The following is a 26916-nucleotide window of genomic DNA, read 5'->3' on the forward strand; positions in this document are numbered from 1 at the left end:
TGATCTACGTGAGCGTGAGGGATAGGAGTAGGCTACCGAAGTAGCACGGATAGCCCGACAGCATCCCGATAAGAGGGCGAATTAGCGGAAAGTATTTTTGCCCTCTTATCGGGATGGTGGCACGCCCAGATTGTTTTTTTGTTTCAAGTTTCAGGTTTCAAGTTTAAGCGTTAGGTTTTTCTTTTAAGGATTAAGGGATAATCCAACGCTAAAAAATAATCGCACTTTGTCGATATTGTTGATCCATGAAGTGTCAAAATGAATTGGGCCTAAAATGGATTGATAGGAAATTGCGGCGCCTCCCGATATTACGAGGCTGGTCTCGATATTGTCGTCCCACTTTCCTTTTGGATTGAAGGCGTGTTTTAAATAGTCATTAAAGCTATCAAAACCGACAGTGGCGAGATTGAAATGAGGGGTAAGATAAATTTTTCCGATTAGATTGATCTGAGAAGCAAGTTTAACACTCATATACTGTGTAACATTAAGTTCGTCTTCATGGAGTCCAGCAAACGAGAAGCGATTGCTGCCAGAACTAGGTATAATGCCGCCTATGAAATATTTTGCAGCATAACCAAATCCTGAAAATGGAATATCGTCATGTTTAAGTTTGTCTTGAAAAATAAAATAAGAATCAAACCCTACGATTCCTGTAATTTTCTTTTTTATGGGCAATCTCTTTTCGTAGGTAAAACCAAATTTGGTGTAGCCATTTGTTGAGCCAGAAACACGTGTTAAGTCCGGATCAGAAAATGCGGCATTAAGATCGGTAAGAAATGACCGTGCCACGTTTGATTTTATGATGGTTCCGTTTGTGGCAAAGAAAACCTTATCCATGTCATTATAAGAGTAATGCAGGTTGAATTCGATGTTGTTAAAGTTGTAGCTGTTAATGCTTACAGAATTAGGGTTGTATTCTCGGTCATATTTTGGTTTTAGATTCGTATAGCTGTAGTTTAGTCCAAAGCCTACATAGCTTTTCAGAGAATTTATGTTTCTGTTTACTTCACTGTTGAGTTCAAAAGTATTGTAAAGTATATTGTCTGATGCTTTACCGTTTATATAAATTTCTTGGCGCAGGAAAGCTCCATAAGCTTCAGTTGCCCACCACCATTCTCTATGTCCTCCGAAATTTTTCTGATAATTGATTCTGGCTTTTGGCTGTTCGGCAATATCGGCAGTTATTAAAAGTCGGGAAGCATCAGCCAAGACGTTTCTTCCTGTGTAGTTAAAAATTATTCCAACACCTCTATACGTATCATAATGTACAGATGTATTTAATTGATTTTTGGCACGTTCAAAACCAAACAATGTAATGCCTAATTTACCACCGTCTTGGAAATAACTATATGTAATCTCATCAAAAAGATTGGTTCCCATTGCTCTGTTAATTCCTGCGATTAAATCTTTGGTAGTATATTTTACATGGGTTTTAAGATTGGCTCTTCCGACAACCAGTGGCATATTTTCAGGGCTTATTTTTTTATAAACAATCGTGTCTAGAACAAAATCATTTGGCATATCAGGCAATTTATGCGTTCGCTGCTGAAATCCTTTTAATTTTTCTGAAAGAGCAATTAAAGCTGGGAGATTTTGATTTGTTGCTATTTTTCCATCCTTGTAAATTTCGTTACTATCGGCAAAATCGGCTGTTGAGAAACGGAGATTGGGTAAGTGATCTATCAATATGTTGCATAAATCACGATTTGCAGGATTTTTAATGTTGCTCGGAAACATACTGGTCTGCATTAATATGGTCATAAGATTATTTAGCTTATCTACAGGTTCCATTCCGCCTCCGACGTCACTTCCAATAATAATGTCGGCACCCATTTGTTTGGCAACATCTGTTGGAAAATTATTCAATACTCCACCGTCTACCAAAACCGTTTTTCCGTATGGCATTGGTTTGAAGATAGCAGGCAGCGACATACTGGCGCGCATAGCGTAGGATAAACTTCCTTTGCTTAAAATAACTTCTTTTCCTTCTACCAAGTCTGTAGCCATGGCTCTAAAGGGAATCGGAAGACTGTCAAAATCTTTAACATTGTATACAGGGAAAGTTAATTCAGAAAGGTATTCTCTTAGATTTTGATCATTTAATAGAGAACCAATACTGTTAAGTTTCCCGTCTTTAACTCCTATTCCGACTAAATACCTTTGGAATTCTCTTTTTCTTCGGCACTTACGGATTGAAGTGCCTGTCCTCCGCCTAAGAGTTTGTCCCAATAAATATCTTTAGTGATTTTTTCTATGCTGTCACCAGAATATCCCATTGCATACAAACCACCTATAATACTTCCCATACTGTTTCCAACAATAAGGTCTGGAACGATGTGAAGAGAATCTAATTTCTGTAAAAGAGGAATATGTGCAATTCCTTTTGCACCACCACCGCTTAATACTAAGACAACTTTAGGCTTTTTTTCTTGAGAAAAAATAATTTGTGGGAGACTTAATAAAAATAAGAAGACGAATAAATAAGATGTTTTTTTCAATTTTTTACTATTTAAGTATTTGATAAATAGATTCTTATTCTGGTTATTAAAAGTAAGCAGATATTTATAAAAGTACAATTTTTTGAGAGAAATGTTTTTTTACTGAACCATAAAAACAGAAAACCCGACAGGTTTTTAAAACCTGTCGGGTTTGAATATGTAATTAAAGAAATCTAAAATCAGAAATCTTCAATCTAAAATCAATTAGTATCTATAGTATTCTGGTTTAAATCGAACCTTGAACTTCAACACCAATGTAAGCAGCTTGATCTTCTCTTAGAACTTCAAGTTCAACACCTAATTTAGCCAAGTGTAAAGCAGCAACTTTTTCATCTAAATGTTTTGGTAACATGTAAACTTCGTTTTTGTAAGCTGCGCTGTTGTTCCATAATTCGATTTGTGCCAAAGTTTGGTTTGTAAATGAGTTACTCATTACAAAACTTGGGTGACCTGTAGCACAACCAAGGTTTACTAAACGACCTTCAGCTAAGATGATGATATCTTTTCCGTTGATGTTGTATTTGTCAACCTGAGGTTTGATTTCGATTTTAGATGCACCGTGGTTTTTGTTTAACCAAGCCATGTCGATTTCGTTATCGAAGTGACCGATGTTACAAACAACAGTTTTATCTTTCATTTGCTCAAAGTGCTCTCCAAGAACGATATCTTTATTTCCTGTAGTTGTAATGATGATATCAGCATTAGCAATTACAGTGTTTAATTTTTTAACTTCATAACCGTCCATTGCAGCTTGTAAAGCACAGATTGGATCGATTTCAGTAACTGTTACAATAGAACCAGCACCTCTAAAAGAAGCAGCAGTTCCTTTTCCAACGTCACCGTATCCGCAAACGATAACTCTTTTTCCAGCTAACATTAAGTCAGTTGCACGACGTACAGCATCTACAGCAGATTCTTTACATCCGTATTTGTTATCAAATTTAGATTTAGTAACAGAGTCATTAATGTTGATTGCAGGCATTGGTAAAGTTCCAGCTTTTACTCTTTCGTAAAGTCTGTGAACACCAGTTGTAGTTTCTTCAGAAAGACCTTTAATTCCAGCAACCAATTCTGGGTAACGATCAATAACCATGTTAGTCAAATCTCCACCATCATCCAAAATCATGTTTAATGGTTTTCTTTCTTCACCAAAGAATAAAGTCTGCTCAATACACCAGTCAAATGACTCTTCGTCAAGACCTTTCCAAGCGTAAACTGAAATTCCAGCAGCAGCAATAGCAGCAGCAGCCTGATCTTGAGTAGAGAAAATATTACAAGAAGACCAAGTAACTTCTGCACCAAGAGCAATTAAAGTTTCGATTAAAACAGCAGTTTGAATCGTCATGTGTAAACATCCAGCAATACGAGCACCTTTTAATGGTTGTTCGTCTTTATATTCAGCGCGAAGTGCCATTAAACCTGGCATTTCAGCTTCAGCTAGTTCAATTTCTTTTCTTCCCCAAGCCGCTAGAGAAATGTCTTTTACTTTGAAAGCCACGTAAGGCGTAGTCGTTGTACTCATTTATATTATATTTGTAGAATTGTAAATTTTTTGCAAATTTAAGGAATAGCTTTTTATTTTTACTAATTTCTGACAGATTTGTGAAATCTTTAATTTCTTAATCTCTAGAATGTTAGTTTCTGAATCGTTTTAAACCATATAAGTAATATAAGTTCATTTTAAAAAAGATTCTTAAACTATTACCTTTGCAGCAAATTGCTTATATTTACTAATACATTTTTTGAACCAGCAGTTGTATCTTCTTAAATGACTTATATGGTTTAGTAATCAAGAAAATAATTTATCATTCACCATTCATAATTTACAATTAAAAAGTAATGCCTTTATTTCAGACCATACAATTCAATGAAACGACTAAAATTTTAATTTGGGAAATCACAGAATCTCTCGAAGAATTATTGAGTAAAGTGGTGTTGAAAGAAAAAACACAAAAGAGATTGGACGGAATGAAATCGCAAATGCATCAGCGTGCTTTTTTAAGTGTTCGTATGCTGATTCAGGAAATGGGTTTTACAGATAAAGATTTGCATTATGATGAGTTTGGAAAACCTTATTTTGATTGTGATAATCATATCTCAATTACACATTCGTACCATTTTGCGGCGATAATTATAAGCAAAGAAAAGGTTGGAATTGACATGGAATTGCAGCGAGAAAAAATCCAAAGAATTGCAGATAAATTTACAGACTTTGAAAGTGATTATTTAAATCCTTCATCTATAGAAGAATACATAAAAAAACTTACCGTAATCTGGGGAGCCAAAGAGGCGATCTTTAAAATCAGAAATGAAAAAGGGATCAGTTTTAAAGATCATATTAAGGTGAGCAACTTTTCTTTAGGAGAAACCCAAACGCAGGCAAGTCTTCATTTTGATAATCTGACCAAGGATTTTGATGTACATTATCAAGAAGTCCAATCAGATAATTTTGAGGGTAAGTTTACTTTGGTTTATGCTTTTGAGAAGTAAAATTTCAATTTAAAAACACCAAATTCCAAACCCAAGGTTTATATATTTAAACTTCACTTTCTTTTTGACGGTGCTGAAACATACTCATGTATAAAAAAGTGCTCATTTTTCGAGCGCGTCTTTTTAAGGTTTCGGCATTTTCACCTTCAAAGTGTTCGTCAATAGTTTGAAACCAATGATTCAACCAGATTCCGAATTCGTTTGTTGTGATTTTTTCGTCAAAATGAGCGTCAACTTCATTATGGACCGCATGAGGATTTCCTTTGTATTTGCGAACACCAAAAAGATTGGTTTCCCAAAAATCAGTTAGTTTTTCGAGATGAGCGTCCCAATCAGAAATCATTTCATTAAAATAAAAGCCGATTTCTCGATCGGCTCTTATTTTAGCATAAAACTGATGAACCAAAAAGGAAACATCAGCTCTATTGTCTATTTGTTTTCTCATAGAATTAAACTATTTAAAAGTATAAAGAACAAACTTAAAAATGCACTTAGCATTATAAGGTTGAAAACTACTTTATGTTTCATTTGTGCCAAGATAGAGGTGTTTGCAAAAACACAAGCTAAAACAATAATGCCTAGCTGAATCATTTGCGGAATTGAAGTTCCGTTGGCTAAAACATACATAGCTGCAGCGCCTCCTAAACAGCTTTGTCCAATAACTGCCATTGCAGCAGAGCCCATATAGTTTCTATTGAAAATGTCGAATGTTGTTTGATATAGTGTCATGGTATTCAGTTTTTTATACCAACAAAATTACGCCTACAATAGTGCTGCATTTTATGATTAAAATCATAAAATGAGATTTTTTTTATCTGTATACTTTTCGGTTAATAATCTTCAATTCGCCTTTTTTCTCCAATGCTTTTATGGTTCTAATAACAGTTTCAACCCGTAAACCGGTTAAATCTCCAATTTGCTGTCTCGTGAAACTAATCAAATATCCGTTTTTGTCTTTCTGAAAATTGAAATATGCAATTCCGTGATCTATTAGTTTTAAGACACGATGTTCTGGTTCGTGAGTTGATATTTCTGCCGCCATAACCGATTTGTAATACAATCGTTGCGCAAGATTTTCAATTACTTTAATGCTGACTTTCGGATTTTCTTCTAAAAGCTTCATAAAGTTTTCTTTTGGAAGAATAAAAATCTCGGCGTTTTCTACAGCAACTGCATTTGCAGGATATTTTTGATTTAAAAATAGAGGAGGTTCACCAAAAGATTGTCCGTTATAAAATATACCTTGAATAAATTCGCGTCCGTCATCATTATAATTACTCATTTTTATTTCGCCCGAAATAATCTGATAATAGTGCAATGGCAGATTTCCTTCTTCGAAAATAATGTCATTTTTATCAAATGATTTTTTTGCAACACCATACTTTTCTAGTAATTCAACTGTAATCATAATGTATTATTTATGTTATCAAAAGACGTAGAACAAATATAATTTATTCAAAATAGTTCTTCTACATTAAAAAACTTTTACTTTTACACCTTGGTATGCAAGAACAATTACTCACTATTAGACAACAGATTTTAGAAGCTAAAAGCAACGGTCAAAAACTACTGGCAGTGCTTTTGGATCCTGATAAAATTGTACTGGAAAATTTAAATCATTTAATTGATAAAATTAATCAGTCTCCAGCAACTCATATTTTTGTGGGAGGAAGTATTGTTCAGAATAATATTTTAGAGGAATTAATTACAGCATTAAAACAAGAAACGAATCTGCCTGTTATTTTGTTTTCCTGGAGATCCTTCGCAGATTTCACCAAAGGCAGATGGTATTTTGTTTCTGTCTTTATTGTCTGGACGAAATCCCGATTATTTAATTGAATATCAAGTTCAGGCTGCTCCAATTCTTAAGAAAACAAACTTAGAAGTTATTTCTACTGGTTATATTTTGATAGAAAGCGGTAACGAAACCGCTGTTGCTCGTGTAAGTAAAACGAAACCCTTAAGTCGCGAAAATCTTGATTTGGTTTTGGCGACGGCACAGGCAGGAGAAATGTTAGGAAATCAACTGATTTATTTAGAAGCCGGAAGTGGCGCAAAACAGTCTGTTCCGACAGAAATGATTGAGCTGATTTCTCAAAATATTAAAATTCCTGTTATTGTTGGTGGAGGAATTGTAGATTTGCACGGAATTCAGAAGGCATATAAGGCTGGTGCAGATTTGGTTGTTATTGGAACTGCTTTTGAAAACAACAGTCATTTTTTTGAACAATAAACGCCAAATACCACATTTCCGATGATAGATTTTTTCTTAGAAAGTTATAAAAATGCACCGCTATGGCATATTGCTTTAGAGTTTTTAGTATTTGTTTGCGGAATTTTGAGCGTTTGGTTTGCTAAAAAAGAAAATATTTGGGTATATCCAACAGGGCTAATTGCTACCGTAATATCGGTTTATCTGCTTTATGTTGCGGGTTATATAGGAGACATGATTATTAATGCTTATTTCTCAATAATGAGTATTTATGGATGGTATGTGTGGGCAAAAGGAGGAACAACTGAAGATAATCTGCCGATTACCCGTACAAGTTTTAATGAAAAAATAATCGGAATCTTACTGTTTATTGTGACCGTTTTTGTAGTTTTCGGGATTTATAAATATTTTGACTATGAAATTCATAAAGACAATTATGTCGATATGATTTCGTCTGGGATATTTTTTGCTGGAATGTGGTACATGGCTAGGAAAAAAATAGAAAACTGGACACTTTGGATTATTGGTGATATTATTGTTGTGCCTCTTTATGCTTATCGTGGCTTAGGGATGCTGTCACTTCAGTATATAATTTTTACAATTTTGGCTATTTCAGCTTATTTAGAATGGAGAAAGATCTTAGACAGCAAAAAACAAATATCATAAAAATTGCTTTGTTTGGACCTGAAAGTACAGGGAAAACAACCTTAGCAAAACAGCTTGCAGATTACTACGAAACAGAATGGGTTCCTGAGTTTGCACGTGACTATTTGCAAGAAAAATGGGAAGAAAATCAGCATATTTGCGTAGCAGATGATATGTTGCCAATAGCTTATGGACAGACTGCATTAGAAAACGAAAAGCTAGCGAATGCAAATAGATACTTGTTTTGCGACACCAACTTAATGGTGACTAAAGTATTCTCTGAAATGTATTATGGGTTTTGCGACCCGCTTTTGAATGAAGCGGCATTAAAGCATGAATACGATTTATTTTTCTTGACCGATATTGATGTTCCTTGGGAAAAAGATGATATTCGTGATACTCCCGAAGGAAGAGAAACGGTGTTTTCTGCTTTTAAACAAACTTTAATAGATACAAAAAAGCCTTTTATAATCTTGTCTGGTAATAAAGAAACGAGATTGGAAAAAGCAACAGCCATCATTGAGAATTTGACTATTGCAAAAGAAAATGATTTCTCATCGAATGATTTTGTCCAGATATACAATAGAGGTATTTCTTTTGATGCTATTCTAAAACAATTAGAGTTTTTTGATAATGGAATCATTAAAAGTAATTTAGTAAATCCTGCCACAATTGGTAATGGAATTTTAAGTTTAGCAGAAGCTGATTTCGAAGAAAAAGCTGATTTTTTTGATAATCAGAAAGAAGAATTAAAGATCAAAAAATTTGTTCCAGCTTCTGGAGCAGCAACAAGAATGTTTAAATTCTTGACTGCTTTTTTGAATGATTTTGATATTCAGAAAGAAACGATTAATGCTTACATCAATAGAAAAAAAGATAAAGAACTTGCCATTTTTATTATCGGAATGGATAAGTTTCCTTTCTTTAAAGCAGTAGATCAAAAATTAAGAGAAATTTATCCTGATTTTGAAACTCTTGAAAGAGACTTCAAGAATTACTATTTTATAAAATTATTGTTGTCTCCAGACTATTTTGATTTCGCAAATAAACCAAAAGCCGTATTGCCATTTCATTGGTATGACACACATATTGCAACTCCAATAGAAGAGCATTTGAACGAGTGTATACATTATGCTACTTCAAATAAGGTGTCCAATTTGCATTTTACAGTTTCAGAAATTCATCAAAATTTATTTTACAAAGGAGTTGATGAGGTTATAGAAAAAATTGAAGAACCATCTGGGGTAAAAATTAATATTGGATATTCTTATCAAAATAAAAGTACAGATTCTATTACTATAGATGAGAAAAAGAAACTAGTAAAAGATAAAAATGGAAATTTAGTCTTTAGGCCAGGAGGACATGGTGCCTTAATTGAAAATCTTAATAGTCTTGATGCTGATGTAATTTTCATTAAAAATATAGACAATGTAATTCAGAATCATATCGATAAAATTACATTGTACAAAAAAGCACTTGCAGGTGTTTTGATTGAAGTGCAGCAACAAGTTTTCTCTTATTTAAAATTAATTGATCAAAATAAGATTAAAGAAGATCATCTTGCAGATATTGTTTTGTTTTTAAAAGAAGAGCTAAATGTTGAGATGGGTAATGACTTCAATAAATTTACTTTTGAAAATAAGATAAGCAAAATTACAGAACTTTTAGATAGGCCAATTCGTGTTTGCGGAATGGTAAAAAATGAAGGAGAACCTGGAGGCGGCCAGTTTTGGGTAATGAATGATAAAGGTGTGGCTTCTTTGCAAATTGTTGAAACTTCTCAAGTAGATTTGACAAGTAAAAAGCAACAGTCAATTTTAACAGAATCAACTCATTTTAATCCGGTAGATTTAGTTTGCGGTATTAAGAATTATAAAAACGAAAAGTTTGATTTATTGCAATTTGTAGATCAGAAAGCTGGTTTTATTGTAGAAAAGAGTGTTGATGGAAAGACAGTGAGAAGTTATGAATTGCCAGGTCTATGGAATGGTTCAATGGCAAATTGGCTTACTATTTTTGTTGCTGTTCCTTTGATTACTTTTAATCCCGTAAAAACAGTAAACGATTTATTGAAAGCGGCACATCAGCCACAATAATATGGATGCAGAAAAAATTATATCAGAATTAAGTCTTAAAGCCGTTCGCAGTAGCGGTTCGGGCGGACAAAACGTGAATAAAGTTTCCTCAAAAGTTGTTCTGAATTTTGATTTGAATGCTTCTCAATCTTTGTCTGATGAAGAAAAATTGCTCTTGCAGGAAAATATAGCAGCAAGATTAACTTCAGAAAATATCCTGATTTTAAATTGTGATGAAGACAGAAGTCAGCTTAAAAATAAAGAAATTGTAATTAAACGATTTTTGGAAATTATCAAAAGAGGATTGCATGTTCCGAAAGTAAGGAAGGCTACAAAAGTTCCGAAAGCGGTAATTAAAAAGAGAATTAAAGACAAGAAAAGTATTTCTGATTTAAAACAATCTAGAAGAAAACCAGATTTTTAGTATTAAGACAGTAGAATTAAGTATTAAGAAATTCAAAGATGAAAAATCTTAATACTTAATACATTTATCTTAATACTTTTTTATATTTGCACTGTCTCAAAGGGGTGCTCTAAATAACGAGCTGAGATCATACCCAAAGAACCTGAGCGAGTAATGTTGCTAAGGGAAAAACGACACAATCGAGCATATACACTTTATTTTGTCGGGAAACACATTTATTAATTTAACAAAAGAATAATTCCCCCTTTTATTCGTAATTCTTTACGAATGAAAACTATCTTTAGAGGTACTGAGGTACTAAGTTGCAAAGGTTCTAAGGCTCAAAAAATGAGCAGAACCCAATCTATTTTATTTTTTCTATTCTCTTTTTTCTGTTCTCTTTTCTCTTTTGCGCAACAGCGAGATTCTACAAAGGTCAATCAGCTGGATGATGTATTGGTTTCTGCAGTTCGTGTTACTTCTAAGACTCCGGTAAGTTTTAGCAATATGGATAAAAAAGAAATTAAGTATAGAAATTTAGGTCAGGACATTCCTGTTCTGATGAATTATCTTCCTTCGGTTGTAACAACTTCAGATGCAGGTAACGGTGTTGGTTATACCGGAATTCGTGTGCGTGGAAGTGATGCTACTCGTGTAAATGTAACCATAAACGGAATTCCGTATAATGATGCAGAAAGTCAAGGAACCTTTTGGGTAAATATGCCCGATTTTGCTTCTTCTGTAGAAAGCCTTCAACTACAACGCGGAGTCGGGACATCTACAAATGGAGCAGGTGCTTTTGGAGCTAGTTTAAATTTATTGACAGATAATTATGCTAATAAAGCAACTGGAGAAATTTCTAGTTCTGCAGGATCTTTCAATACATTTAAAAATACAGTGAAATTTAGTACTGGTTTGATGAATGATCATTTTGAAATTGCGGGACGTTTATCTACAATAAAAACAGATGGTTATATTGATCGCGGAAGCGCAGACTTAAAATCATATTTCCTTCAAGGAACTTATGTTGGCAAAACAACCTTGATTAAAGCTTTGGTTTTTGGCGGAACTCAAAAAACATATCAATCCTGGAATGGAATTGACGGGGAAACATTAAACGAAAACAGAAAATATAATTCGGCAGGAGTATATACAGATGAGTTTGGTGTAACGCGTTATTATGATAACGAAACCGATAATTACAATCAAGATCATTATCAATTGCATTGGAGCGAATCAATTTCTGATAAATGGAGTACAAATTTTGCATTGCATTATACAAAAGGAAAAGGTTATTTCGAAAATTATAAAGAAGATGTAGACATGGCCGATTATAGTTTAAATCCTGTTGGAACAGTAACAACGACAGATTTGATTCGCCAAAAATGGTTGGATAATGATTTCTACGGAACTACTTTTTCTGCTAAATATGTAACAGAGGACTTGAATGTGATTTTGGGCGGAGGTTGGAACAAGTATGAAGGAGATCATTTTGGAAAAGTAATCTGGGCAAGATATGCTTCTCAATCTGAATTAGGAGATCACTACTACGATGATTATTCATCAAAAACAGACGGTAATATTTTCGCGAAAGCAAATTATCAATTCACAGAAAAATTAAGTTTCTATGGCGATTTACAATATAGAAATGTAAAGTACAAAGCTAATAGTGCAGAAACTGGTTTGGTAGATGATAATTTCAATTTCTTTAATCCTAAAGCAGGTTTAAATTATGCCTTTACTCAAAACAGCACTTTGTACTTTTCTTATGCAAGAGCGAATCGTGAGCCAAATAGAACCGATTACGAAGGCGGAAATGTAAAACCTGAAAAATTAAATGATTACGAGTTAGGATGGAGATTTAATACAGAGAAATTCCAACTGAATTCTAACGTGTATTATATGGCTTACAAAGATCAATTAATCTTAACGGGAAGATTAGACGATGTTGGAAACCCAATTCGTGCCAACACAGAGAAAAGTTACCGTTTAGGTTTTGAATTTGATGCCACAATTGCGCTGTCTGAGAAATTTACTTTACGACCAAACTTTACTTTGAGCAGCAATAAAAATGTGGATTTGGCTGTTGATGGCGAATACTATGGAACAACTAAAATTGCGTATTCTCCAGAAGTTATTGCAGGAAACGTAGTGGTATACAAACCACTTAAGGGATTGTATCTTTCATTATTGCAGAAATATGTTGGAGAACAATATATGAATAACATTGAACTTCCTGCAGCAAAATTGGCAGATTACTTCGTAAACGATTTTAATGCTTCTTACGAAATAATTCCTAATAAGATTTTTAAATCGATAACCATAACGGCTTTGGTTAATAATATTTTCGACAAAAAATATGTTTCAAACGGATACATGTATGATGTTTATCCATACTATTATCCTCAAGCAGGAACCAATTTCTTAATTGGTTTAAATTTGAAATTCTAATGAAGCCAAATACAAAAAAAGCCTGAAATTTATTTTTCAGGCTTTTTTGTTTTTAGTTGTATACGTGAATAACAGTTCCAGAAGATTCGACACGATATTGTTTCATCGGATATTCTTTTCCGCCAAGTCCTGTAAATAAATTATATTGAGTTTTATCACAAGAACAAACAGCGTAAATTCCGTCAATTGTCATTGCAGTGCAAGAAGTTAAGGCTTGATTTGGGCACGCAGCATCAAAAGCGGTGTAGGTTCCTTCGCCAGTCTTCATAACAATAATTCCTTTTGCACCGTAATTGGCAACGTAAACAGGGTTGCTCGGATACATTAACTTGTTATAAGTTGGCAAATTGGTATCAAGATATGCGTTTATAGAATAATTAGGAATGTAAGGATTGTTGTTGCTCTTGCTATTGTCACTACAAGAGAATAAAATAGCAGTAAATGCGATAAAAAACCAGATTTTTTTCATTATTTGAATAAGAATTAGTTAAAACAAAAATAATTTATTTAGATTTGAAATCTATATGATTAACATATAATTATGTACTATTAAAAATTATAGTATATTTGTGGTAAGAAAATCCCGTCGCGATGGGATTTTTTGTATTTATATAAACGATGAAGTTATGAGTAAAGTATCTTATTATACAGCTGAAGGATTAAAAAAATTAAAAGATGAATTGGAGCACCTGAAAAGTGTAATGCGTCCAAAAGCATCTCAAGATATTGCAGACGCAAGAGATAAAGGAGATTTATCTGAAAATGCAGAATATGATGCCGCAAAAGAAGCACAAGGCTTGTTAGAGATGAGAATTTCTAAACTAGAAGAAGTATATGCAAATGCAAGATTAATTGACGAATCTCAATTGGATGTTTCTAAAGTTTTGGTTTTATCGAATGTAAAAATCAAAAATCAAAGCAACGGAATGGAGATGAAGTATACGCTTGTTGCTGAAAGTGAAGCAGATTTAAAGACTGGTAAAATCTCTGTAACTTCTCCTATCGGGAAAGGTTTATTAGGAAAATCTGTTGGAGAAGTAGCTGAAATTACAGTTCCAAACGGAGTTTTGAAATTTGAAATTTTAGAAATTTCGAGAGATTAAATTTTAGTTTAACCGGTTAATTGTTTATTCGTTTAACCGATTTGACGATTAACCGATTATACAAATAAACAATGGCATCAATATTCACTAAAATAGTTAACGGAGAAATTCCGGCATACAAAATCGCTGAAGACGAGAACTATTTAGCATTTTTAGATGTAAATCCGAATGCTAAAGGACATACGCTTTGTATTCCGAAACAAGAAATCGATAAGATTTTTGATATGGATGAAGAATTGTATTTAGGGCTGATGAAATTTTCTAAAAAAGTGGCAGCAGCTTTAGAAAAGACAGTTCCATGCAAAAGAATCGGAATTGCAGTTGTTGGACTTGAAGTGCCTCATGCACACGTACATTTGATTCCGTTAAACCATATGGATGAAATGCGTTTTATTGATAAAGTTTCTCTTTCAAAAGAAGAATTCGAAGCTTTAGCAAAAGATATTCAGTCAAATTTATAAGATTCAAATAGAATAAGATTGTCAGGCTGAGCGGAGTCGAAGCCATATAAAGCTGAAAAATTATATATAAAGCAAAAAAGTGCAGTAAATTGATTACTGCACTTTTTTATTTAATGAAATCTGGAAAGTAGTTCCTTTACCAATTTCAGAATGCAGGACTTTTATTTTTCCATTGTGATATTCCTCGACAATTCTTTTGGTTAAAGAAAGGCCAAGACCCCAACCGCGTTTTTTAGTGGTATAACCGGTTTCAAAAATGGTTTTAAATTGTTTTTTAGGAATTCCGGTTCCAGAATCTTTAATATTGATTTTGATATGATTTGCATCTTGTTCGAGATAAAGATCTAGTGTTCCTTTTCCTTTCATGGCATCAATAGCATTTTTAACCAAATTCTCTATCGTCCAGCTATGCAATGTTGGATTTATCATTCCTAAAATAGGTTCTTTTGGAGCTTGAAACGAAAATGCGACCTGTTTAGAAAAACGGGACTGTAGATATTCATAAGCCGTTTTAGTTTCTTGTACGATGTCATGAAGTTCCAAAACGGGTATTGAACCAATCTTGGAAAAACGATCTGTGATAGTCTGCAAACGTTCGATATCTTTTTCTATTTCGGTACTAATAGACGGATCTATATCTTCTGTTTTTAATATTTCAACCCAGCCAATTAATGAAGAAAGCGGTGTACCAATCTGATGCGCTGTTTCTTTTGCCATCCCAGCCCAAAGTTTGTTCTGGGTTGCCATTTTGGTGCTTTTATAAAAATTGTAAATTAAAGCAATACATAAAAATATAATCAGAAGCAGTGCAATAGGATAATATTTGAGTTTATTTAGTAATGAGGAGTTGCCATAATATAGTGTCTGATATTTCCCAGGTGCATATTCGAAGGTGATTGGTTCATTTTCATTTTTCAGCTTATTTAAGAAAGCGATCCTTTTTTTCTTATCATTCAGAATTTCGTCGGGGACATTTACTGCACTCACCACTTTATCATACAGCATAATTATACCCGGAATAGAAGTGTTATTGTTGAAAATCTGAAGAGGAAGTTCTACATCGGTATTTTCATCGGCATTAACTATTGAAATTTGCGCCTTTACAAAAAGGTTCATTTTCAAGCGTTCTTCATTTTTAAAAATTTGGAAGAAAGTATAAGTATTCCAAAGAATTAGGGAAATGATTATAAAACAGACCGAAATAATAATCCAGCGGGTTGTATTTGTTCTTTCAGAAAAAGACATATCAGTTTTTTTGAGGTATAAATATAACGAAATATACACATTTTATATTTTGCCAATGTGGAAAGATTTTTCGTTTTTATCTGCAAAACTATTTCTTCGAATTAAACCATTTCAATACTTTTGTAGCTACTAAAATGAGATTCTGTCTAAATTTTAAAGTATGATCAGCGTTAACCCAAAAGAAATTCCAACGGCCAAATTGCAAGGCTATCTGCAGAGTTCAATCGGACCGAGGCCTATTGCTTTTGCAAGCACAATTAGCGAAACAGGGATTCCAAATTTATCTCCCTTTAGTTTCTTTAATGTATTTAGTGCCAATCCGCCAATTTTGGTTTTTTCGCCATCAAGACGTGTTCGCGATAATACGATTAAACATACTTTAATTAATGCCGAAGCAACTCGAGAAGTAGTGATAAATGTTGTAAATTACGATATTGTTCAGCAAACTTCTTTAGCAAGTACAGAATATGGAGACGGAGTAAACGAATTTATTAAAGCGGGATTAACCCAAATTCCTTCAGATTTAGTAAAACCATATCGTGTAAAGGAGTCTCCTGTTCAGTTTGAATGTAAGATTACGCAGATTATTCCGTTAGGAACAGAAGGAGGAGCAGGAAATTTAATTTTGTGCGAAGTGGTAAAAATTCATATCCATGAATCGATTCTAGATGAAAACGGAGCAATCGACCAGCATAAAATTGACTTGGTTTCGAGACTTGGAAATAATTGGTATTCAAGATCTAATCAAGGACTTTTTGAAGTTGCAAAACCCTTGACAACATTAGGAGTAGGAGTAGATGCAATACCAGATTATGTAAAAGAAAGCGATGTTTTTGATGGAAATGATTTGGGAAAATTAGGTAATATAGAAGCCTTGCCTACAAAAGAAGAAGTTACTATATTTGTGAAAGAAAATTTCGCAGTCAAAGGAGTTTTAAGCTCAGATGACCAGAAAAAAGTACACTTAGAAGCCAAAAAATACTTGGATAATGGCGATGTAGAATCGGCTTGGAAAGTACTTTTAGCTAAAAAATAAAAAGAAATAGAAACAATAATTAAATAGACGAAGATGGAAGTTACAGGAAAAGTAAAAGTGGTTAACCCAGAGCAGCAAGTTAGTGCCTCATTCAAAAAAAGAGAGTTAGTTGTTACTACTGAGGAGCAGTATCCACAACATATTTTAATCGAATTTACACAAGATAAATGCGATTTATTGAGTAGCTATAAACAAGGAGATGCAGTAAAAGTTTCTATCAATTTAAGAGGAAGAGAATGGGTTAACCCACAAGGAGAAACTAGATATTTCAATAGTATTCAAGGTTGGAGAATCGAAAGATTAGCTCCAGAAGGGCCTGCACAAGGAGCACCAATGCCAGCTGCAGAAACTTTTGCGCCAGCAACAAGTATAAACGAAGACGAACCAGACGATTTACCGTTCTAAAAAAGGTTTAAATTCCAAATTATAAATTCCAAATTCCAATTCATTCACGTGAGTTTGGGATTTGGAATTTTGTTTTTGAATTAATAATTCTAATTAGAATTTTGTCATTGAAATTTAAGTAATGTATTTCTTATTTGATAATTTATATTTTCCGCCTGTTTCAGAAGCCGATGAAGAAGGTATTTTGGCTGTTGGTGGTGATTTAAGTCCCGAACGCTTAAAATTGGCGTACCAAAAAGGAATTTTTCCTTGGTTTAATGAAGGTGAGCCTATACTTTGGTGGGCACCTGATCCTCGTATGGTTTTGTTTTTAGACGAATTAGTTATTTCTAAAAGCATGCGGAATATTTTAAATAGAAAACAATTTACAGTTACCTTTAATGCCAATTTTAAAGAAGTAATTTCGAACTGCCAGAAAATACAACGTATTGGCCAGGACGGAACTTGGATTTCAGATGATATAGTAGAATCGTATTGTGAACTTAATCGTCAAGGAATTGCAAAATCAGTTGAGGTTTGGCAAGACGATGTTTTAGTTGGAGGTTTGTATGGCGTCGATTTGGGACATATTTTCTGTGGAGAAAGTATGTTTTCGAAAGTATCAAATGCTTCTAAAGTGGCTTTTATATCTCTAGTAAAGCATTTAGAAAAAGAGAATTATAAATTATTAGATTGTCAGGTTTATAATCCACATTTGGATAGTTTGGGTTGTCGCGAAATTGATCGTGAAGAGTTTATGTCAATTTTAAAAAGTAAATAGAAAATGAATACAATTTACAGCGTAAAAGAAATTTATATTTATCCGATAAAGAGTTTGGCGGGAATCAGCCTTACGTCTGCAAAAGCTGAAGAAATGGGATTTGAAAACGATCGACGTTGGATGCTCGTTGATGCAGAAAATCAAATGCTGACGCAGCGAGAACATCGCGTAATGAGTCAATTTTACCCTCAGATTTCAAATGGGAAAATCAGTATTACTTTTCAGGATCAAAAGCATGAATTTTCTATAGATGAACATTTAGAAAACGCAATAGAAGTAAACGTTTGGGATGATAAAAGTGAAGTTGTTGAGGTGAATCTTGAAACTTCAAAATGGTTTAGCCAACATTTAGGTTTTGAATGTAAATTGGTCAAAATAATAAAAAATGGAGATCGTAAACATGAAAGCTCTAAATTAAAAGAAACGTTCAATGTGAGTTTGGCAGACGGATATCCGTACTTATTAATCGGATCAAAAAGCCTAGATTTTTTGAATGATAAATTAGATGAGAAAATTACCATAAAAAGATTTCGTCCCAATATTGTAGTAAGCACTGAAAATCCTCATGAAGAAGATGATTTTAATACTTTTGCGATAGGAGATGTTCAATTTAAAAACATAAAACCTTGCGGAAGATGTGTTATGGTAAATAATGATCCGGAGAATGGACGTTTGAAAAAAGAACCTTTGAAAACGTTAAGTAAATACAGAAATGTGGACAATTCTGTCTTATTCGGAACCAATATTGTGAGTTTAAATTCTGGAATTATTAGCGTGGGTGATGAGGTTGTTTTTTAGAAATTCAATTTTATAAAATTCCAGTTTAAAGTATTAAAAATGACCAATTCATTTTTTAAAGTTGGTAATTCCAAAATTAATTTTAAGGTTTCGTGCGCCATCATGTTGCCGATAATCCCGGGCAATGTTCCCAAAACACCGTTTAAATTGCAATTTGGAACATCTTTTGGATCTGGCATTTCGGGAAATAAATCTCTAAGATTTTTACTTCCGTTATGATTGAAAACCGCAATTTGCCCTTCAAATTTTAAAATACTTCCGTAAACTAAGGGTCTGTTATTCTCAACGCAAGTGTCATTGACTAAATAGCGAGTAGAAAAATTATCAGAGCCATCTACAACAATATCATACTGCTGAATGATTTTTGAAGCATTTTCAGCAGTTAGTTTTTCGTTAATTGCAACAGCTTCAATCAGCGGATTGAGTTTTGAAACAACACTTTTCGCAACAATTGATTTGGACTGGCCAATTTCATTTTCGGTATACAAAATTTGTCTGTGAAGATTGTGAATTTCAATAGTGTCAAAATCCATGATTCCAATAAAACCAACTCCTGCAGTTGCAATGTACTGTAAAATCGGACAACCTAAACCACCTGCTCCTATTACTAAAACTCTAGCCTTTTTTAATTTTTCCTGACCCTCATCACCAATTTCAGGCAGAATAGTTTGTCTGTTGTAACGAAGAAATTCTTGTATAATGCTCATTTGTTTAATTATGAATTGTGAATTGTGAGTTGTAAAATGTTAAGTTTTCAAAACTGAAACTTGAAACTTGAAACATTTCAACTATAAGCTTTGTCCCAGTCTTTCCAAACGGGTTCATAGCCTGCGTTTTTAATAATTTTTGAAATTTCTTCTGCTGAGCGCTCATCGCTGATTTCGAATTGCTCCAAAGATTGCGGGTCGACAACATAACCACCCGGATTTGTTTTAGAACCAGCACTCATGCTTGTAACCCCAATCGGAATAATATTATTTCTAAATTTCTCGTTTTCACGAGTTGAAATCGAAATTTCTAGATCTTCATTCCATAAACGGTAAGCACAAATTAATTGTGTCAAATCTTTATCATCCATAATAAAATTAGGTTCTATAATTCCTTCAGCAGGACGGAGACGCGGAAAGGAAACGGAATATTTGGTTTGCCAATATTTCTTCTGGAGATAATCTAAATGCAGAGCATTAAAAAAGCTATCTGTTCGCCAGTCTTCTAAACCTAATAAAACGCCCAAACCTATTTTATGAATTCCAGCAGTTCCAATTCGATCTGGAGTTTCCAATCGATAATCGAAGTTTGATTTCTTCCCTTTTGTATGATACTTTTTGTAAACTTCCTGATGATACGTTTCCTGATAAACCAAAACAGAATAAACACCAGCTTCATGCAGACGCTGGTAATCTTCTGTAGAAAGCGGTTGCACTTCAACAGAAATAATCGAAAAATCTTTTTTGATTAAGTTAATGGCATTCAGGAAATAATTGATGTTTACAGTATAATTCGCCTCGCCTGTAACCAATAAGACATGATCAAAACCAGTGTTTTTTAGGGCTTCGACCTCGAGTTTTATCTCAGCATCAGAAAGAGTTTTTCTTTTGATTTTATTGTCTAAACTAAATCCGCAATACGTACAAATGTTTTGGCATTCGTTGCTTAAGTAAAGCGGGGCATACATTTGAATCGTTTTTCCAAACCTCTTTTTTGTGATTTCATGGCATTTTTGTGCCATTTCTTCTAAATAGTTTTGAGCAATAGGCGAGATTAAGACCAAGAAATCCTCGAGATTATATTTGGTTTTAGTCAAAGCGCGTTCGACATCTTTAGATGTGGTCTTATATATTCTGGATTGGATTTCATCCCAATTATATTGCTCAAAAATAGATTTGAATGTTTTCATTTTGTTTTGGTTTCACGCAGATTTTACAGATTTAAGCTGATTAAAATGATTTAAATTTTGATCTGTGTGATTGATTAGATTTTATTTGCAATTCTTTTAATGTCATTAAGAATGTTTGTCGTATTGAAATTTACTAACAAGCCTAATTTTTTGTTTGTTAATCTTAAGTATGTTGCTACTTGTTTGTAATGAATAGGGGCTAAATCCTCTACAGATTTTAATTCTATAATTACTTTGTCTTCTACTAAAATATCAATTCTAAAAGCTGGATCTAACGTTATTTCTTCATATGGAATTATAACTTCAACTTGTTTTTGAATCTTTAAATCCAGCTTTTCTAATTCATAAAACAAAGCACTTTCATAAACAGATTCAAACAAACCTGGCCCTAAATTGTTATACACTTTAAAAATTGCTCCTCTTATCAGATACGAAATTTCATTCTCATTCATAATTCTTTAAATTTTATTAAAAAAAACAAAATTAAAGAATTTTCTTTCTTTTTTAAAATGTTGGTTTTATACAGATTTGAGCGATAAAAAAATCAAATTAAATCGGCTTTAATCTGCAGAAATCTGCGTGAAACCAAAAATTATTCATAAAGAAAAGAAGTCAAAGGACTAGAAGCCGAAGCATAATTCTGCTGATTGGCAACTTTGGCATCAAAAGCTTTTCTTCCTGCAATTACAGCTTCTCTAAAAGCCTCAGCCATTAATTTCGGGTTTCCTGCAACAGCAATTGCCGTATTGACCAAAACAGCATCGGCGCCAATTTCCATTGCTTTTGCAGCATCAGAAGGAGCTCCAATTCCTGCATCTATAATAACAGGAACGGTACTTTGTTCGATTATAATCTCTAAAAAATCAATCGTTTTTAAACCTTTGTTACTTCCAATTGGTGAACCCAAAGGCATAACGGCAGAAGTTCCTGCACTTTCTAAATGTTTGCACAAAACAGGATCAGCGTGAATGTACGGAAGAATAATAAAGCCGAGTTTAGCCAATTCTTCTGTTGCTTTTAAAGTTTCAATTGGATCTGGCATTAAATATTTTGGATCGGGATGAATTTCCAGTTTTACCCAATTGGTTTCTAAAGCTTCACGCGCCAGTTGTGCTGCAAAAACAGCTTCTTTGGCATTTCTTGCTCCCGAAGTGTTGGGCAATAAATTGATGTTTGGATGTTTTAAATGCGATAAAATAGCATCAGTATCCGTTTCAAGATCGATACGTTTTAAGGCAACCGTAACCAATTCACTTTCTGAAGCTAAAATGGCGCTCTCCATTTCTTCATTAGAACCAAATTTTCCTGTTCCAAGAAATAATCGGGATTGAAAGTTTTTATCTCCTATATTAAACAATGATGTTTGCATGTAATTTTTCGTTTAGTTGATGAATTAATTTTTCTTTCTCATCACTTTCGGTAATGATTCCAGAAACGGCAATTCCATGAATTCCAGTCTCCATTAACGGACTCACGTCTCTTAATGTGATTCCTCCAATGGCATACACAGGAATATCGATTTTATTTTTTTTCAGTTTTTGAAGAATATCGAAATAGCCTGATAATCCTAAAATTGGACTTAGTTTTTCTTTTGTGGCAGTAAAGCGAAAAGGTCGCTAATCCAATATAATCACAGCCATTTTTAACATGATTTTCGATATCTTCAAAAGTATTTGCAGTTCCTCCGATAATTTTTGCAGCGCCTAAAATCGCCCTTGCTTCGTCGATTTTGGTATCGGTTAATCCTAAGTGAACTCCACAAGCGTCTATTTCTTTGGTAAGATGCAAATCGTCATTTACAATAAAATTGGCGGTGTACTTTTCGCATAAACATTTTACCGCTTTCGCTAAAGTGAAAGCATCTTTTTGTGTTTGGTTTTTAAAACGCATTTGTATCCAATTGCAACCAGCGTCGAGCGCCTTGTGAATATTATACAATTGATTTTCGATAGTTTCGCCCTGCGAAATATATTGAAGTTTGCTATACATAGTGATATCCGATTAAAGTTGTAGTTGAGCTCAAGTAATTTTCGATATAGATTTTAGCATTTTTACAGGCTTCTTTTACAGGCTGATTTAAAGCTAAATTCGAAGCAATGGCAGAAGAAAGTACACAACCTGAGCCATGTTTTTCAAAGCAGTTTTGTTCTGATGGAAGTAATTCTAACACTTCATCTTTTAGAAATAGACGATCCGTTCCTAGTGCCTTTTTGTTATGTCCACCTTTTAATAAAATGTTTGTTGAAAATCCATTTTCTTTAGAACTATAATTAGGAAATAGAATTTCAGCTTCATGATAATTCGGTGTAATCAAATCGATTTTTGACAGTATTTTATTTAAATCTAATAGATCTTTAATATTCATAAATTCAAATTTTGTAGTCGATTTTAAAACAGGATCCCAAACAATTTTTGTTGAAGGAGAAAGCTGTTTTATAATTGAAAGAATCTGGTTTAAATCATGTAAAGAAGACACAATTCCTATTTTCACAACGCTGATTTTATAATTTAAAAACAAAGTTTCGATCGAACGAATTACAAAACTCAAATCATTCCACTGAATCTCATAAAATTCATTTTCAGTTTGAATAGTATTCGCTGTTGAAATAGCAAGACCAGTCACTTTGTGCTGTTCAAATGTTTTGATGTCAGCCAAAATTCCAGCGCCACCAGACGGATCTAAACCTGCTATTGTAAGTGCGAATGGACGATTTTCTGACATAATTTAAATTGTTTTAACGGATTTTCATTTTTCCAAATAGTTCCCAAAAGTGCGACATCATCAAAACCATTTTCAAATGTTTTTTGAATGTTTTCTGAATCAATTCCGCCTAAAGCAACCATTTTTGTTTTATGATTTTTTCTTGATTTTATTTCTTCAAAAAGATCTTTTTCAGGAGAATAATTTTCTTTAGAAATACTTTTAAAAACAGGACTCAAGAACGCATAATTAAATTTCGTTTCTAACGAATTGAAATCTTCAATAGAATGTGTTGATGTTGAATTATACCTACAAGGTTTTGGAAACCTTGCAGGAAATTCTTTTCTATCTTTCTCAGAAAAATGAAATCTTTCAATACCAAGATCTTCGGCTAACTGATGATGACTGTGCAAAACCAGATTAGTCCGAAATTCTAATTTGATCTGATGAATGAACTTTACCATTTCTACTTCTGAAAAATCAGGTTTGCGGATATGAAGCAAAGACAATCCTTCTTCCAATATAGAATGAAGAATCTGAATTTCATCTTCAATAAAAAAAGGATTTGTAATTACAATCATTTTTTGAAAGTATTAAGATTTGAGTATTAAGTATTAAGACTAGAGTATCAAGATGAAAGCATTGAAAGTTTATCGATTTAAAATCTTAATACTTAATTCTTTCATCTTAATACTTTGATTATATATAAATCTCTTTCCCCTGTTCAATAAATTCTTCTGATTTCTCCTGCATTCCTTTTTCAGCCGCAGCGACATCTCTAATTTCCTGAGATATTTTCATAGAACAGAATTTCAGGTCCGGCACATCGAGCAGAAGTGCGCTACCTTCGCGCCATCAGCAGGAAGTGTTTCATCATGAAATTCTCTTGCTGTGTCTGGATCTAAAGCCAAATTAAACTGATCTTCCCAACGGAATTCAAATCTTGCTTTACTCAAAGCATTATCGCGATACTGAGCGCCTGGATGGCCTTTCGCCAAGTCGGCAGCATGAGCAGAAATTTTATAAGTGATTACGCCGTCTTTAACGTCTTTTTTGTTCGGTAATCCAAGGTGTTCCTTTGGAGTAACATAACATAACATCGCGCAGCCGTACCAGCCAATCATAGCAGCTCCAATCGCCGAAGTAATGTGGTCATAGCCAGGTGCAATATCTGTAGTTAAAGGGCCTAAAGTATAAAATGGAGCTTCATGACAATGTTCCAGCTGTTTGTCCATGTTTTCTTTAATCATGTGCATTGGTACGTGCCCTGGCACCTTCAATAAAAACCTGAACATCGTGTTTCCAAGCGATTTTGGTCAATTCGCCTAAAGTTTCTAATTCGGCAAATTGTGCAGCGTCATTCGCATCCGCAATCGAACCTGGACGTAAACCATCTCCCAAAGAAAAGGCAACGTCATATTGTTTCATGATTTCGCAGATTTCTTCAAAATGCGTGTAAAGGAAGTTTTCTTTATGATGAAATAAACACCACTTTGCCATAATAGACCCGCCTCGGGAAACGATTCCGGTAACACGATTGGCTGTTAAATGGATATAACGAAGCAAAACTCCTGCATGAATTGTGAAATATGAAACACCTTGTTCTGCTTGTTCAATTAAAGTATCACGGAAAATCTCCCAATTCAAATCTTCAGCAATTCCTTTTACTTTTTCTAATGCCTGATAAATTGGAACAGTTCCGATTGGAACAGGTGAATTACGAATAATCCATTCTCTGGTTTCATGAATATTTTTTCCCGTAGATAAATCCATAATCGTATCAGCTCCCCAACGGCAAGCCCAAACGGCTTTTTCAACCTCTTCTTCAATGCTTGAAGTCACGGCGCTATTTCCGATATTGGCATTTATTTTCACCAGGAAATTACGTCCCACAATCATAGGTTCGCTTTCTGGATGGTTGATGTTGTTTGGAATAATCGCCCTTCCGCAAGCAACTTCAGAGCGTACAAATTCTGGAGTAATTTTATTTTTTGGAGTATTCGCACCAAAACTATTTCCGCCGTGCTGGCATTGCATGGCTTTTGTTTGTTTATTTAAAAGTTCAATACGCTGGTTTTCACGAATCGCAATATATTCCATTTCTGGAGTAATGATTCCTTGTTTTGCGTAATACAATTGTGTTACATTCGCGCCTTTCTTAGCGCGTTTTGGCTGATGTAAATACTCAAAACGAAGATGATTTAGGTTTTCATCTTTTAATCGGCTTAAGCCATAATCTGAGGTAATTTCGTCTAGAATTTCAACATCATTTCGATCTAAAATCCATTGTTCTCTTAATCGCGGCAATCCTTTTCTAATATCAATTTCAATATTCGGATCTGTGTAAGCGCCCGAAGTGTCATAAACTGTTACGGGTGGATTTTTCTCAATTCCGCCATTTGAAAGTTTGGTATCGCTCAAAGTAATTTCGCGCATTGCTACTTTTATGGGATGAATTTCTCCATCGATATATACTTTCTTAGAATTTGGAAACGGGGTTCTTGATATTTGTTCTTCGTTTGTCATAATATTTTTGTTTCAGGTTTGAAGTTTAAAGTTTCAAGTTGATGCTGATTATGTTTAATCACAACGTTTTTCCGTAGAGACGCACTGCGGTGTGTCTTCGCAAAGGATGAAAATTTGGAATTTAGAATTTTCTGTTTTGGAATTTTAAAAATTAACCGCCTTGTGTGGCAGAAATAATCAGAATTTCGTCAGTTTCTTGTACGAAGAATTCGCTCCATTTGTTTTTTGGAACAACAGTATTGTTGACGGCAATAGCGATTCCGTTTTGTTTTTGCGGAATTTCGAGATCGAGCAATGATTGAACGCTTAGCGTTTCAGCATTGAATTGTTTGGTTTGTTGATTGATTTTAAGTTCCATTCCTTATTTGAGTTTAGTGTATAGATACACCTTAGGAATGGCTACAAGAACGCATAGAAATGCGTGCAGAAGTCATCTTACTTTTCCCTACGCTAGTATGAACTAGATCAGGTTCAGAGGGTAAAATCTCAGCCTACAATTTTGTAGACACCCCTAAAGTGTGAAGCAAATATATGTAATTTTTGTTTAAAAGTTTCAGGTTTCAGGTTTCAGGTTCAAAAAAACTGAAAACTGTGACTGAAAACCGAGACTATTTTCCTTTTCGGGTAAAGCAATCTTCCACGTGATCATTGACCATTCCAGTTGCCTGCATGTGTGCATAAATAACCGTCGAACCGACAAATTTAAAACCGCGTTTTTTTAAATCTTTGCTTATTTCATCTGAAAGTGGAGTAGTAGCTGGGGCATCTTTTGAATTTTTTAGATGGTTTACAATCGGTTTTCCATCAGTGTATTTCCAAATATAATCAGAGAAAGAACCAAATTCCTCTTGGACTTTCATAAAAGCCAGAGCATTAGAAACCGCTGCCTTAATTTTTAGTTTGTTCCTAATAATTCCTGTATTTTGCATTAACTCTTCAATTTTATCTTCAGAGTAAAGGGCTATTTTTTTATAATCGAAATAATCAAAAGCAGCTCTGAAGTTTTCTCTTTTGTTTAAAATTGTAATCCAACTTAAACCAGCCTGAAAAGTTTCTAAAATTAAAAATTCAAATAAAGTAGGATCATCATAAACAGGAACACCCCATTCTTCATCATGATATTTTTTATACAAATCGCTAGCAGAGCACCAGCTGCATCTTATTGGTTCCATCTTTTTATTTTAAATGTATAAAAAAACCTCAAACTTAA

Annotated in this window: 26 protein-coding genes, 4 pseudogenes and 1 riboswitch; of the genes and pseudogenes, 12 read left to right on the forward strand and 18 right to left on the reverse strand. The window is 33.8% G+C overall.

Features of this window, described 5'->3' with window-relative positions; translation table 11 throughout:
• Nucleotides 1-183 precede the first annotated feature (183 nt).
• From ACPWTF_RS15970 to ahcY, 3 genes and pseudogenes are all read right to left on the reverse strand, one after another.
• Nucleotides 184-2229 carry a patatin-like phospholipase family protein gene (locus ACPWTF_RS15970; protein WP_427872098.1) on the reverse strand — a complete coding sequence of 682 codons (2046 nt, stop codon included), beginning with the start codon at nucleotides 2227-2229 and terminating at the stop codon, nucleotides 184-186.
• On the reverse strand, nucleotides 2151-2498 hold the full coding sequence (locus ACPWTF_RS15975) for a patatin-like phospholipase family protein (RefSeq protein ID WP_427872099.1): 348 nt from the start codon (nucleotides 2496-2498) through the stop codon (nucleotides 2151-2153). Before ACPWTF_RS15975 ends, ACPWTF_RS15970 begins: the two co-directional genes overlap by 79 nt.
• Before the next feature lie 204 nt (nucleotides 2499-2702).
• Nucleotides 2703-4020 (reverse strand): annotated as a pseudogene (gene ahcY, locus ACPWTF_RS15980) (adenosylhomocysteinase).
• Nucleotides 4021-4337: 317 nt separating this feature from the next.
• On the opposite strand from ahcY, the gene ACPWTF_RS15985 reads away from it, so the two are divergent.
• A complete protein-coding gene (locus tag ACPWTF_RS15985; RefSeq protein ID WP_427872101.1) occupies nucleotides 4338-4988 on the forward strand; it encodes a 4'-phosphopantetheinyl transferase family protein in 651 nt (216 codons plus the stop codon).
• A gap of 46 nt (nucleotides 4989-5034) precedes the next feature.
• Here ACPWTF_RS15985 and ACPWTF_RS15990 read toward each other — a convergent pair whose 3' ends face one another.
• The 3 genes from ACPWTF_RS15990 to ACPWTF_RS16000 form a co-directional block, all read right to left on the reverse strand.
• The gene (locus ACPWTF_RS15990; protein WP_427872103.1) at nucleotides 5035-5433 is read right to left on the reverse strand and encodes a group III truncated hemoglobin; all 399 of its coding nucleotides are present in this window, start codon (nucleotides 5431-5433) and stop codon (nucleotides 5035-5037) included.
• Nucleotides 5430-5717 carry a hypothetical protein gene (locus tag ACPWTF_RS15995; RefSeq protein WP_095927983.1) on the reverse strand — a complete coding sequence of 96 codons (288 nt, stop codon included), beginning with the start codon at nucleotides 5715-5717 and terminating at the stop codon, nucleotides 5430-5432. Before ACPWTF_RS15995 ends, ACPWTF_RS15990 begins: the two co-directional genes overlap by 4 nt.
• Nucleotides 5718-5799: 82 nt before the next feature.
• The gene (locus ACPWTF_RS16000) at nucleotides 5800-6396 is read right to left on the reverse strand and encodes a Crp/Fnr family transcriptional regulator (protein WP_427872104.1); all 597 of its coding nucleotides are present in this window, start codon (nucleotides 6394-6396) and stop codon (nucleotides 5800-5802) included.
• Between the two features lie 95 nt (nucleotides 6397-6491).
• On the opposite strand from ACPWTF_RS16000, the pseudogene ACPWTF_RS16005 reads away from it, so the two are divergent.
• The 5 genes and pseudogenes from ACPWTF_RS16005 to ACPWTF_RS16025 all read left to right on the forward strand — a co-directional run bounded on the left by ACPWTF_RS16005 (nucleotide 6492) and on the right by ACPWTF_RS16025 (nucleotide 12774).
• A pseudogene (locus ACPWTF_RS16005) lies at nucleotides 6492-7221 on the forward strand (geranylgeranylglyceryl/heptaprenylglyceryl phosphate synthase).
• Between the two features lie 21 nt (nucleotides 7222-7242).
• The gene (gene pnuC, locus ACPWTF_RS16010) at nucleotides 7243-7866 is read left to right on the forward strand and encodes a nicotinamide riboside transporter PnuC (RefSeq protein ID WP_095927980.1); all 624 of its coding nucleotides are present in this window, start codon (nucleotides 7243-7245) and stop codon (nucleotides 7864-7866) included.
• Nucleotides 7827-9941 carry a DUF4301 family protein gene (locus tag ACPWTF_RS16015; RefSeq protein ID WP_427872106.1) on the forward strand — a complete coding sequence of 705 codons (2115 nt, stop codon included), beginning with the start codon at nucleotides 7827-7829 and terminating at the stop codon, nucleotides 9939-9941. Before pnuC ends, ACPWTF_RS16015 begins: the two co-directional genes overlap by 40 nt.
• A gap of 1 nt (nucleotide 9942) precedes the next feature.
• The gene (gene arfB, locus ACPWTF_RS16020) at nucleotides 9943-10344 is read left to right on the forward strand and encodes an alternative ribosome rescue aminoacyl-tRNA hydrolase ArfB (protein ID WP_427872108.1); all 402 of its coding nucleotides are present in this window, start codon (nucleotides 9943-9945) and stop codon (nucleotides 10342-10344) included.
• 267 nt (nucleotides 10345-10611) lie between these two features.
• Nucleotides 10612-12774 (forward strand): TonB-dependent receptor, encoded by a 2163-nt coding sequence (locus ACPWTF_RS16025; protein ID WP_427872110.1) that lies wholly within the window; start codon nucleotides 10612-10614, stop codon nucleotides 12772-12774.
• A 52-nt stretch (nucleotides 12775-12826) separates the two neighbouring features.
• Here ACPWTF_RS16025 and ACPWTF_RS16030 read toward each other — a convergent pair whose 3' ends face one another.
• Nucleotides 12827-13243, reverse strand: coding sequence for a hypothetical protein (locus ACPWTF_RS16030; RefSeq protein WP_427872112.1), 417 nt, complete (start codon nucleotides 13241-13243; stop codon nucleotides 12827-12829).
• 157 nt (nucleotides 13244-13400) lie between these two features.
• On the opposite strand from ACPWTF_RS16030, the gene greA reads away from it, so the two are divergent.
• Complete coding sequence (greA, locus tag ACPWTF_RS16035) at nucleotides 13401-13877, forward strand: transcription elongation factor GreA (protein ID WP_111288069.1); 477 nt, start codon at nucleotides 13401-13403, stop codon at nucleotides 13875-13877.
• 71 nt (nucleotides 13878-13948) lie between these two features.
• Nucleotides 13949-14338 (forward strand): HIT family protein, encoded by a 390-nt coding sequence (locus tag ACPWTF_RS16040; protein ID WP_129748510.1) that lies wholly within the window; start codon nucleotides 13949-13951, stop codon nucleotides 14336-14338.
• A 93-nt stretch (nucleotides 14339-14431) separates the two neighbouring features.
• On the opposite strand, the gene ACPWTF_RS16045 is transcribed toward ACPWTF_RS16040, so the two are convergent.
• Nucleotides 14432-15583 carry a sensor histidine kinase gene (locus tag ACPWTF_RS16045; RefSeq protein WP_250834173.1) on the reverse strand — a complete coding sequence of 384 codons (1152 nt, stop codon included), beginning with the start codon at nucleotides 15581-15583 and terminating at the stop codon, nucleotides 14432-14434.
• Nucleotides 15584-15743: 160 nt separating this feature from the next.
• Here ACPWTF_RS16045 and ACPWTF_RS16050 point away from each other — a divergent pair, with 160 nt between their 5' ends.
• The 4 genes from ACPWTF_RS16050 to ACPWTF_RS16065 all read left to right on the forward strand — a co-directional run bounded on the left by ACPWTF_RS16050 (nucleotide 15744) and on the right by ACPWTF_RS16065 (nucleotide 18582).
• Nucleotides 15744-16619 carry a flavin reductase family protein gene (locus ACPWTF_RS16050; RefSeq protein WP_427872114.1) on the forward strand — a complete coding sequence of 292 codons (876 nt, stop codon included), beginning with the start codon at nucleotides 15744-15746 and terminating at the stop codon, nucleotides 16617-16619.
• 33 nt (nucleotides 16620-16652) lie between these two features.
• Nucleotides 16653-17024 carry a DUF3127 domain-containing protein gene (locus ACPWTF_RS16055; protein ID WP_095927972.1) on the forward strand — a complete coding sequence of 124 codons (372 nt, stop codon included), beginning with the start codon at nucleotides 16653-16655 and terminating at the stop codon, nucleotides 17022-17024.
• Nucleotides 17025-17145: 121 nt separating this feature from the next.
• Nucleotides 17146-17784 (forward strand): leucyl/phenylalanyl-tRNA--protein transferase, encoded by a 639-nt coding sequence (gene aat / locus ACPWTF_RS16060; protein WP_427872116.1) that lies wholly within the window; start codon nucleotides 17146-17148, stop codon nucleotides 17782-17784.
• 3 nt (nucleotides 17785-17787) lie between these two features.
• The gene (locus ACPWTF_RS16065; RefSeq protein ID WP_427872118.1) at nucleotides 17788-18582 is read left to right on the forward strand and encodes an MOSC domain-containing protein; all 795 of its coding nucleotides are present in this window, start codon (nucleotides 17788-17790) and stop codon (nucleotides 18580-18582) included.
• Here the strand turns inward: ACPWTF_RS16065 and ACPWTF_RS16070 are convergent.
• The 10 genes and pseudogenes from ACPWTF_RS16070 to ACPWTF_RS16115 all read right to left on the reverse strand — a co-directional run bounded on the left by ACPWTF_RS16070 (nucleotide 18579) and on the right by ACPWTF_RS16115 (nucleotide 26878).
• The gene (locus ACPWTF_RS16070; protein WP_427872120.1) at nucleotides 18579-19289 is read right to left on the reverse strand and encodes a HesA/MoeB/ThiF family protein; all 711 of its coding nucleotides are present in this window, start codon (nucleotides 19287-19289) and stop codon (nucleotides 18579-18581) included. The two genes, ACPWTF_RS16065 and ACPWTF_RS16070, sit on opposite strands and share 4 nt — an antisense overlap.
• Before the next feature lie 77 nt (nucleotides 19290-19366).
• Complete coding sequence (thiH, locus tag ACPWTF_RS16075) at nucleotides 19367-20479, reverse strand: 2-iminoacetate synthase ThiH (protein ID WP_427872122.1); 1113 nt, start codon at nucleotides 20477-20479, stop codon at nucleotides 19367-19369.
• A gap of 74 nt (nucleotides 20480-20553) precedes the next feature.
• Nucleotides 20554-20931 (reverse strand): GxxExxY protein, encoded by a 378-nt coding sequence (locus tag ACPWTF_RS16080; protein WP_427872124.1) that lies wholly within the window; start codon nucleotides 20929-20931, stop codon nucleotides 20554-20556.
• 140 nt (nucleotides 20932-21071) lie between these two features.
• Complete coding sequence (locus ACPWTF_RS16085) at nucleotides 21072-21848, reverse strand: thiazole synthase (protein WP_427872126.1); 777 nt, start codon at nucleotides 21846-21848, stop codon at nucleotides 21072-21074.
• Nucleotides 21829-22468 (reverse strand): annotated as a pseudogene (locus ACPWTF_RS16090) (thiamine phosphate synthase). Before ACPWTF_RS16090 ends, ACPWTF_RS16085 begins: the two are co-directional and overlap by 20 nt.
• Entirely contained in the window at nucleotides 22461-23201 is a 741-nt protein-coding gene (locus ACPWTF_RS16095; RefSeq protein ID WP_427872128.1) for a hydroxymethylpyrimidine/phosphomethylpyrimidine kinase, read from the reverse strand. Before ACPWTF_RS16095 ends, ACPWTF_RS16090 begins: the two are co-directional and overlap by 8 nt.
• Nucleotides 23168-23761: a thiamine phosphate synthase gene (locus ACPWTF_RS16100; protein WP_427872130.1), complete on the reverse strand. Its 594-nt coding sequence runs from the start codon at nucleotides 23759-23761 to the stop codon at nucleotides 23168-23170. The genes ACPWTF_RS16095 and ACPWTF_RS16100 overlap by 34 nt, the downstream gene beginning before the upstream one ends.
• Nucleotides 23762-23879: 118 nt before the next feature.
• Nucleotides 23880-25706 (reverse strand): annotated as a pseudogene (gene thiC / locus ACPWTF_RS16105) (phosphomethylpyrimidine synthase ThiC).
• A gap of 151 nt (nucleotides 25707-25857) precedes the next feature.
• A complete protein-coding gene (gene thiS / locus ACPWTF_RS16110; RefSeq protein WP_427872132.1) occupies nucleotides 25858-26064 on the reverse strand; it encodes a sulfur carrier protein ThiS in 207 nt (68 codons plus the stop codon).
• Nucleotides 26065-26131: 67 nt separating this feature from the next.
• A riboswitch (TPP riboswitch) is annotated at nucleotides 26132-26229 on the reverse strand.
• Between the two features lie 85 nt (nucleotides 26230-26314).
• Complete coding sequence (locus ACPWTF_RS16115; RefSeq protein WP_250834162.1) at nucleotides 26315-26878, reverse strand: DNA-3-methyladenine glycosylase I; 564 nt, start codon at nucleotides 26876-26878, stop codon at nucleotides 26315-26317.
• Nucleotides 26879-26916 lie beyond the last annotated feature (38 nt).

This window comes from Flavobacterium sp. MMS24-S5, assembly GCF_050320125.1.
Classification (GTDB): domain Bacteria; phylum Bacteroidota; class Bacteroidia; order Flavobacteriales; family Flavobacteriaceae; genus Flavobacterium; species Flavobacterium tyrosinilyticum.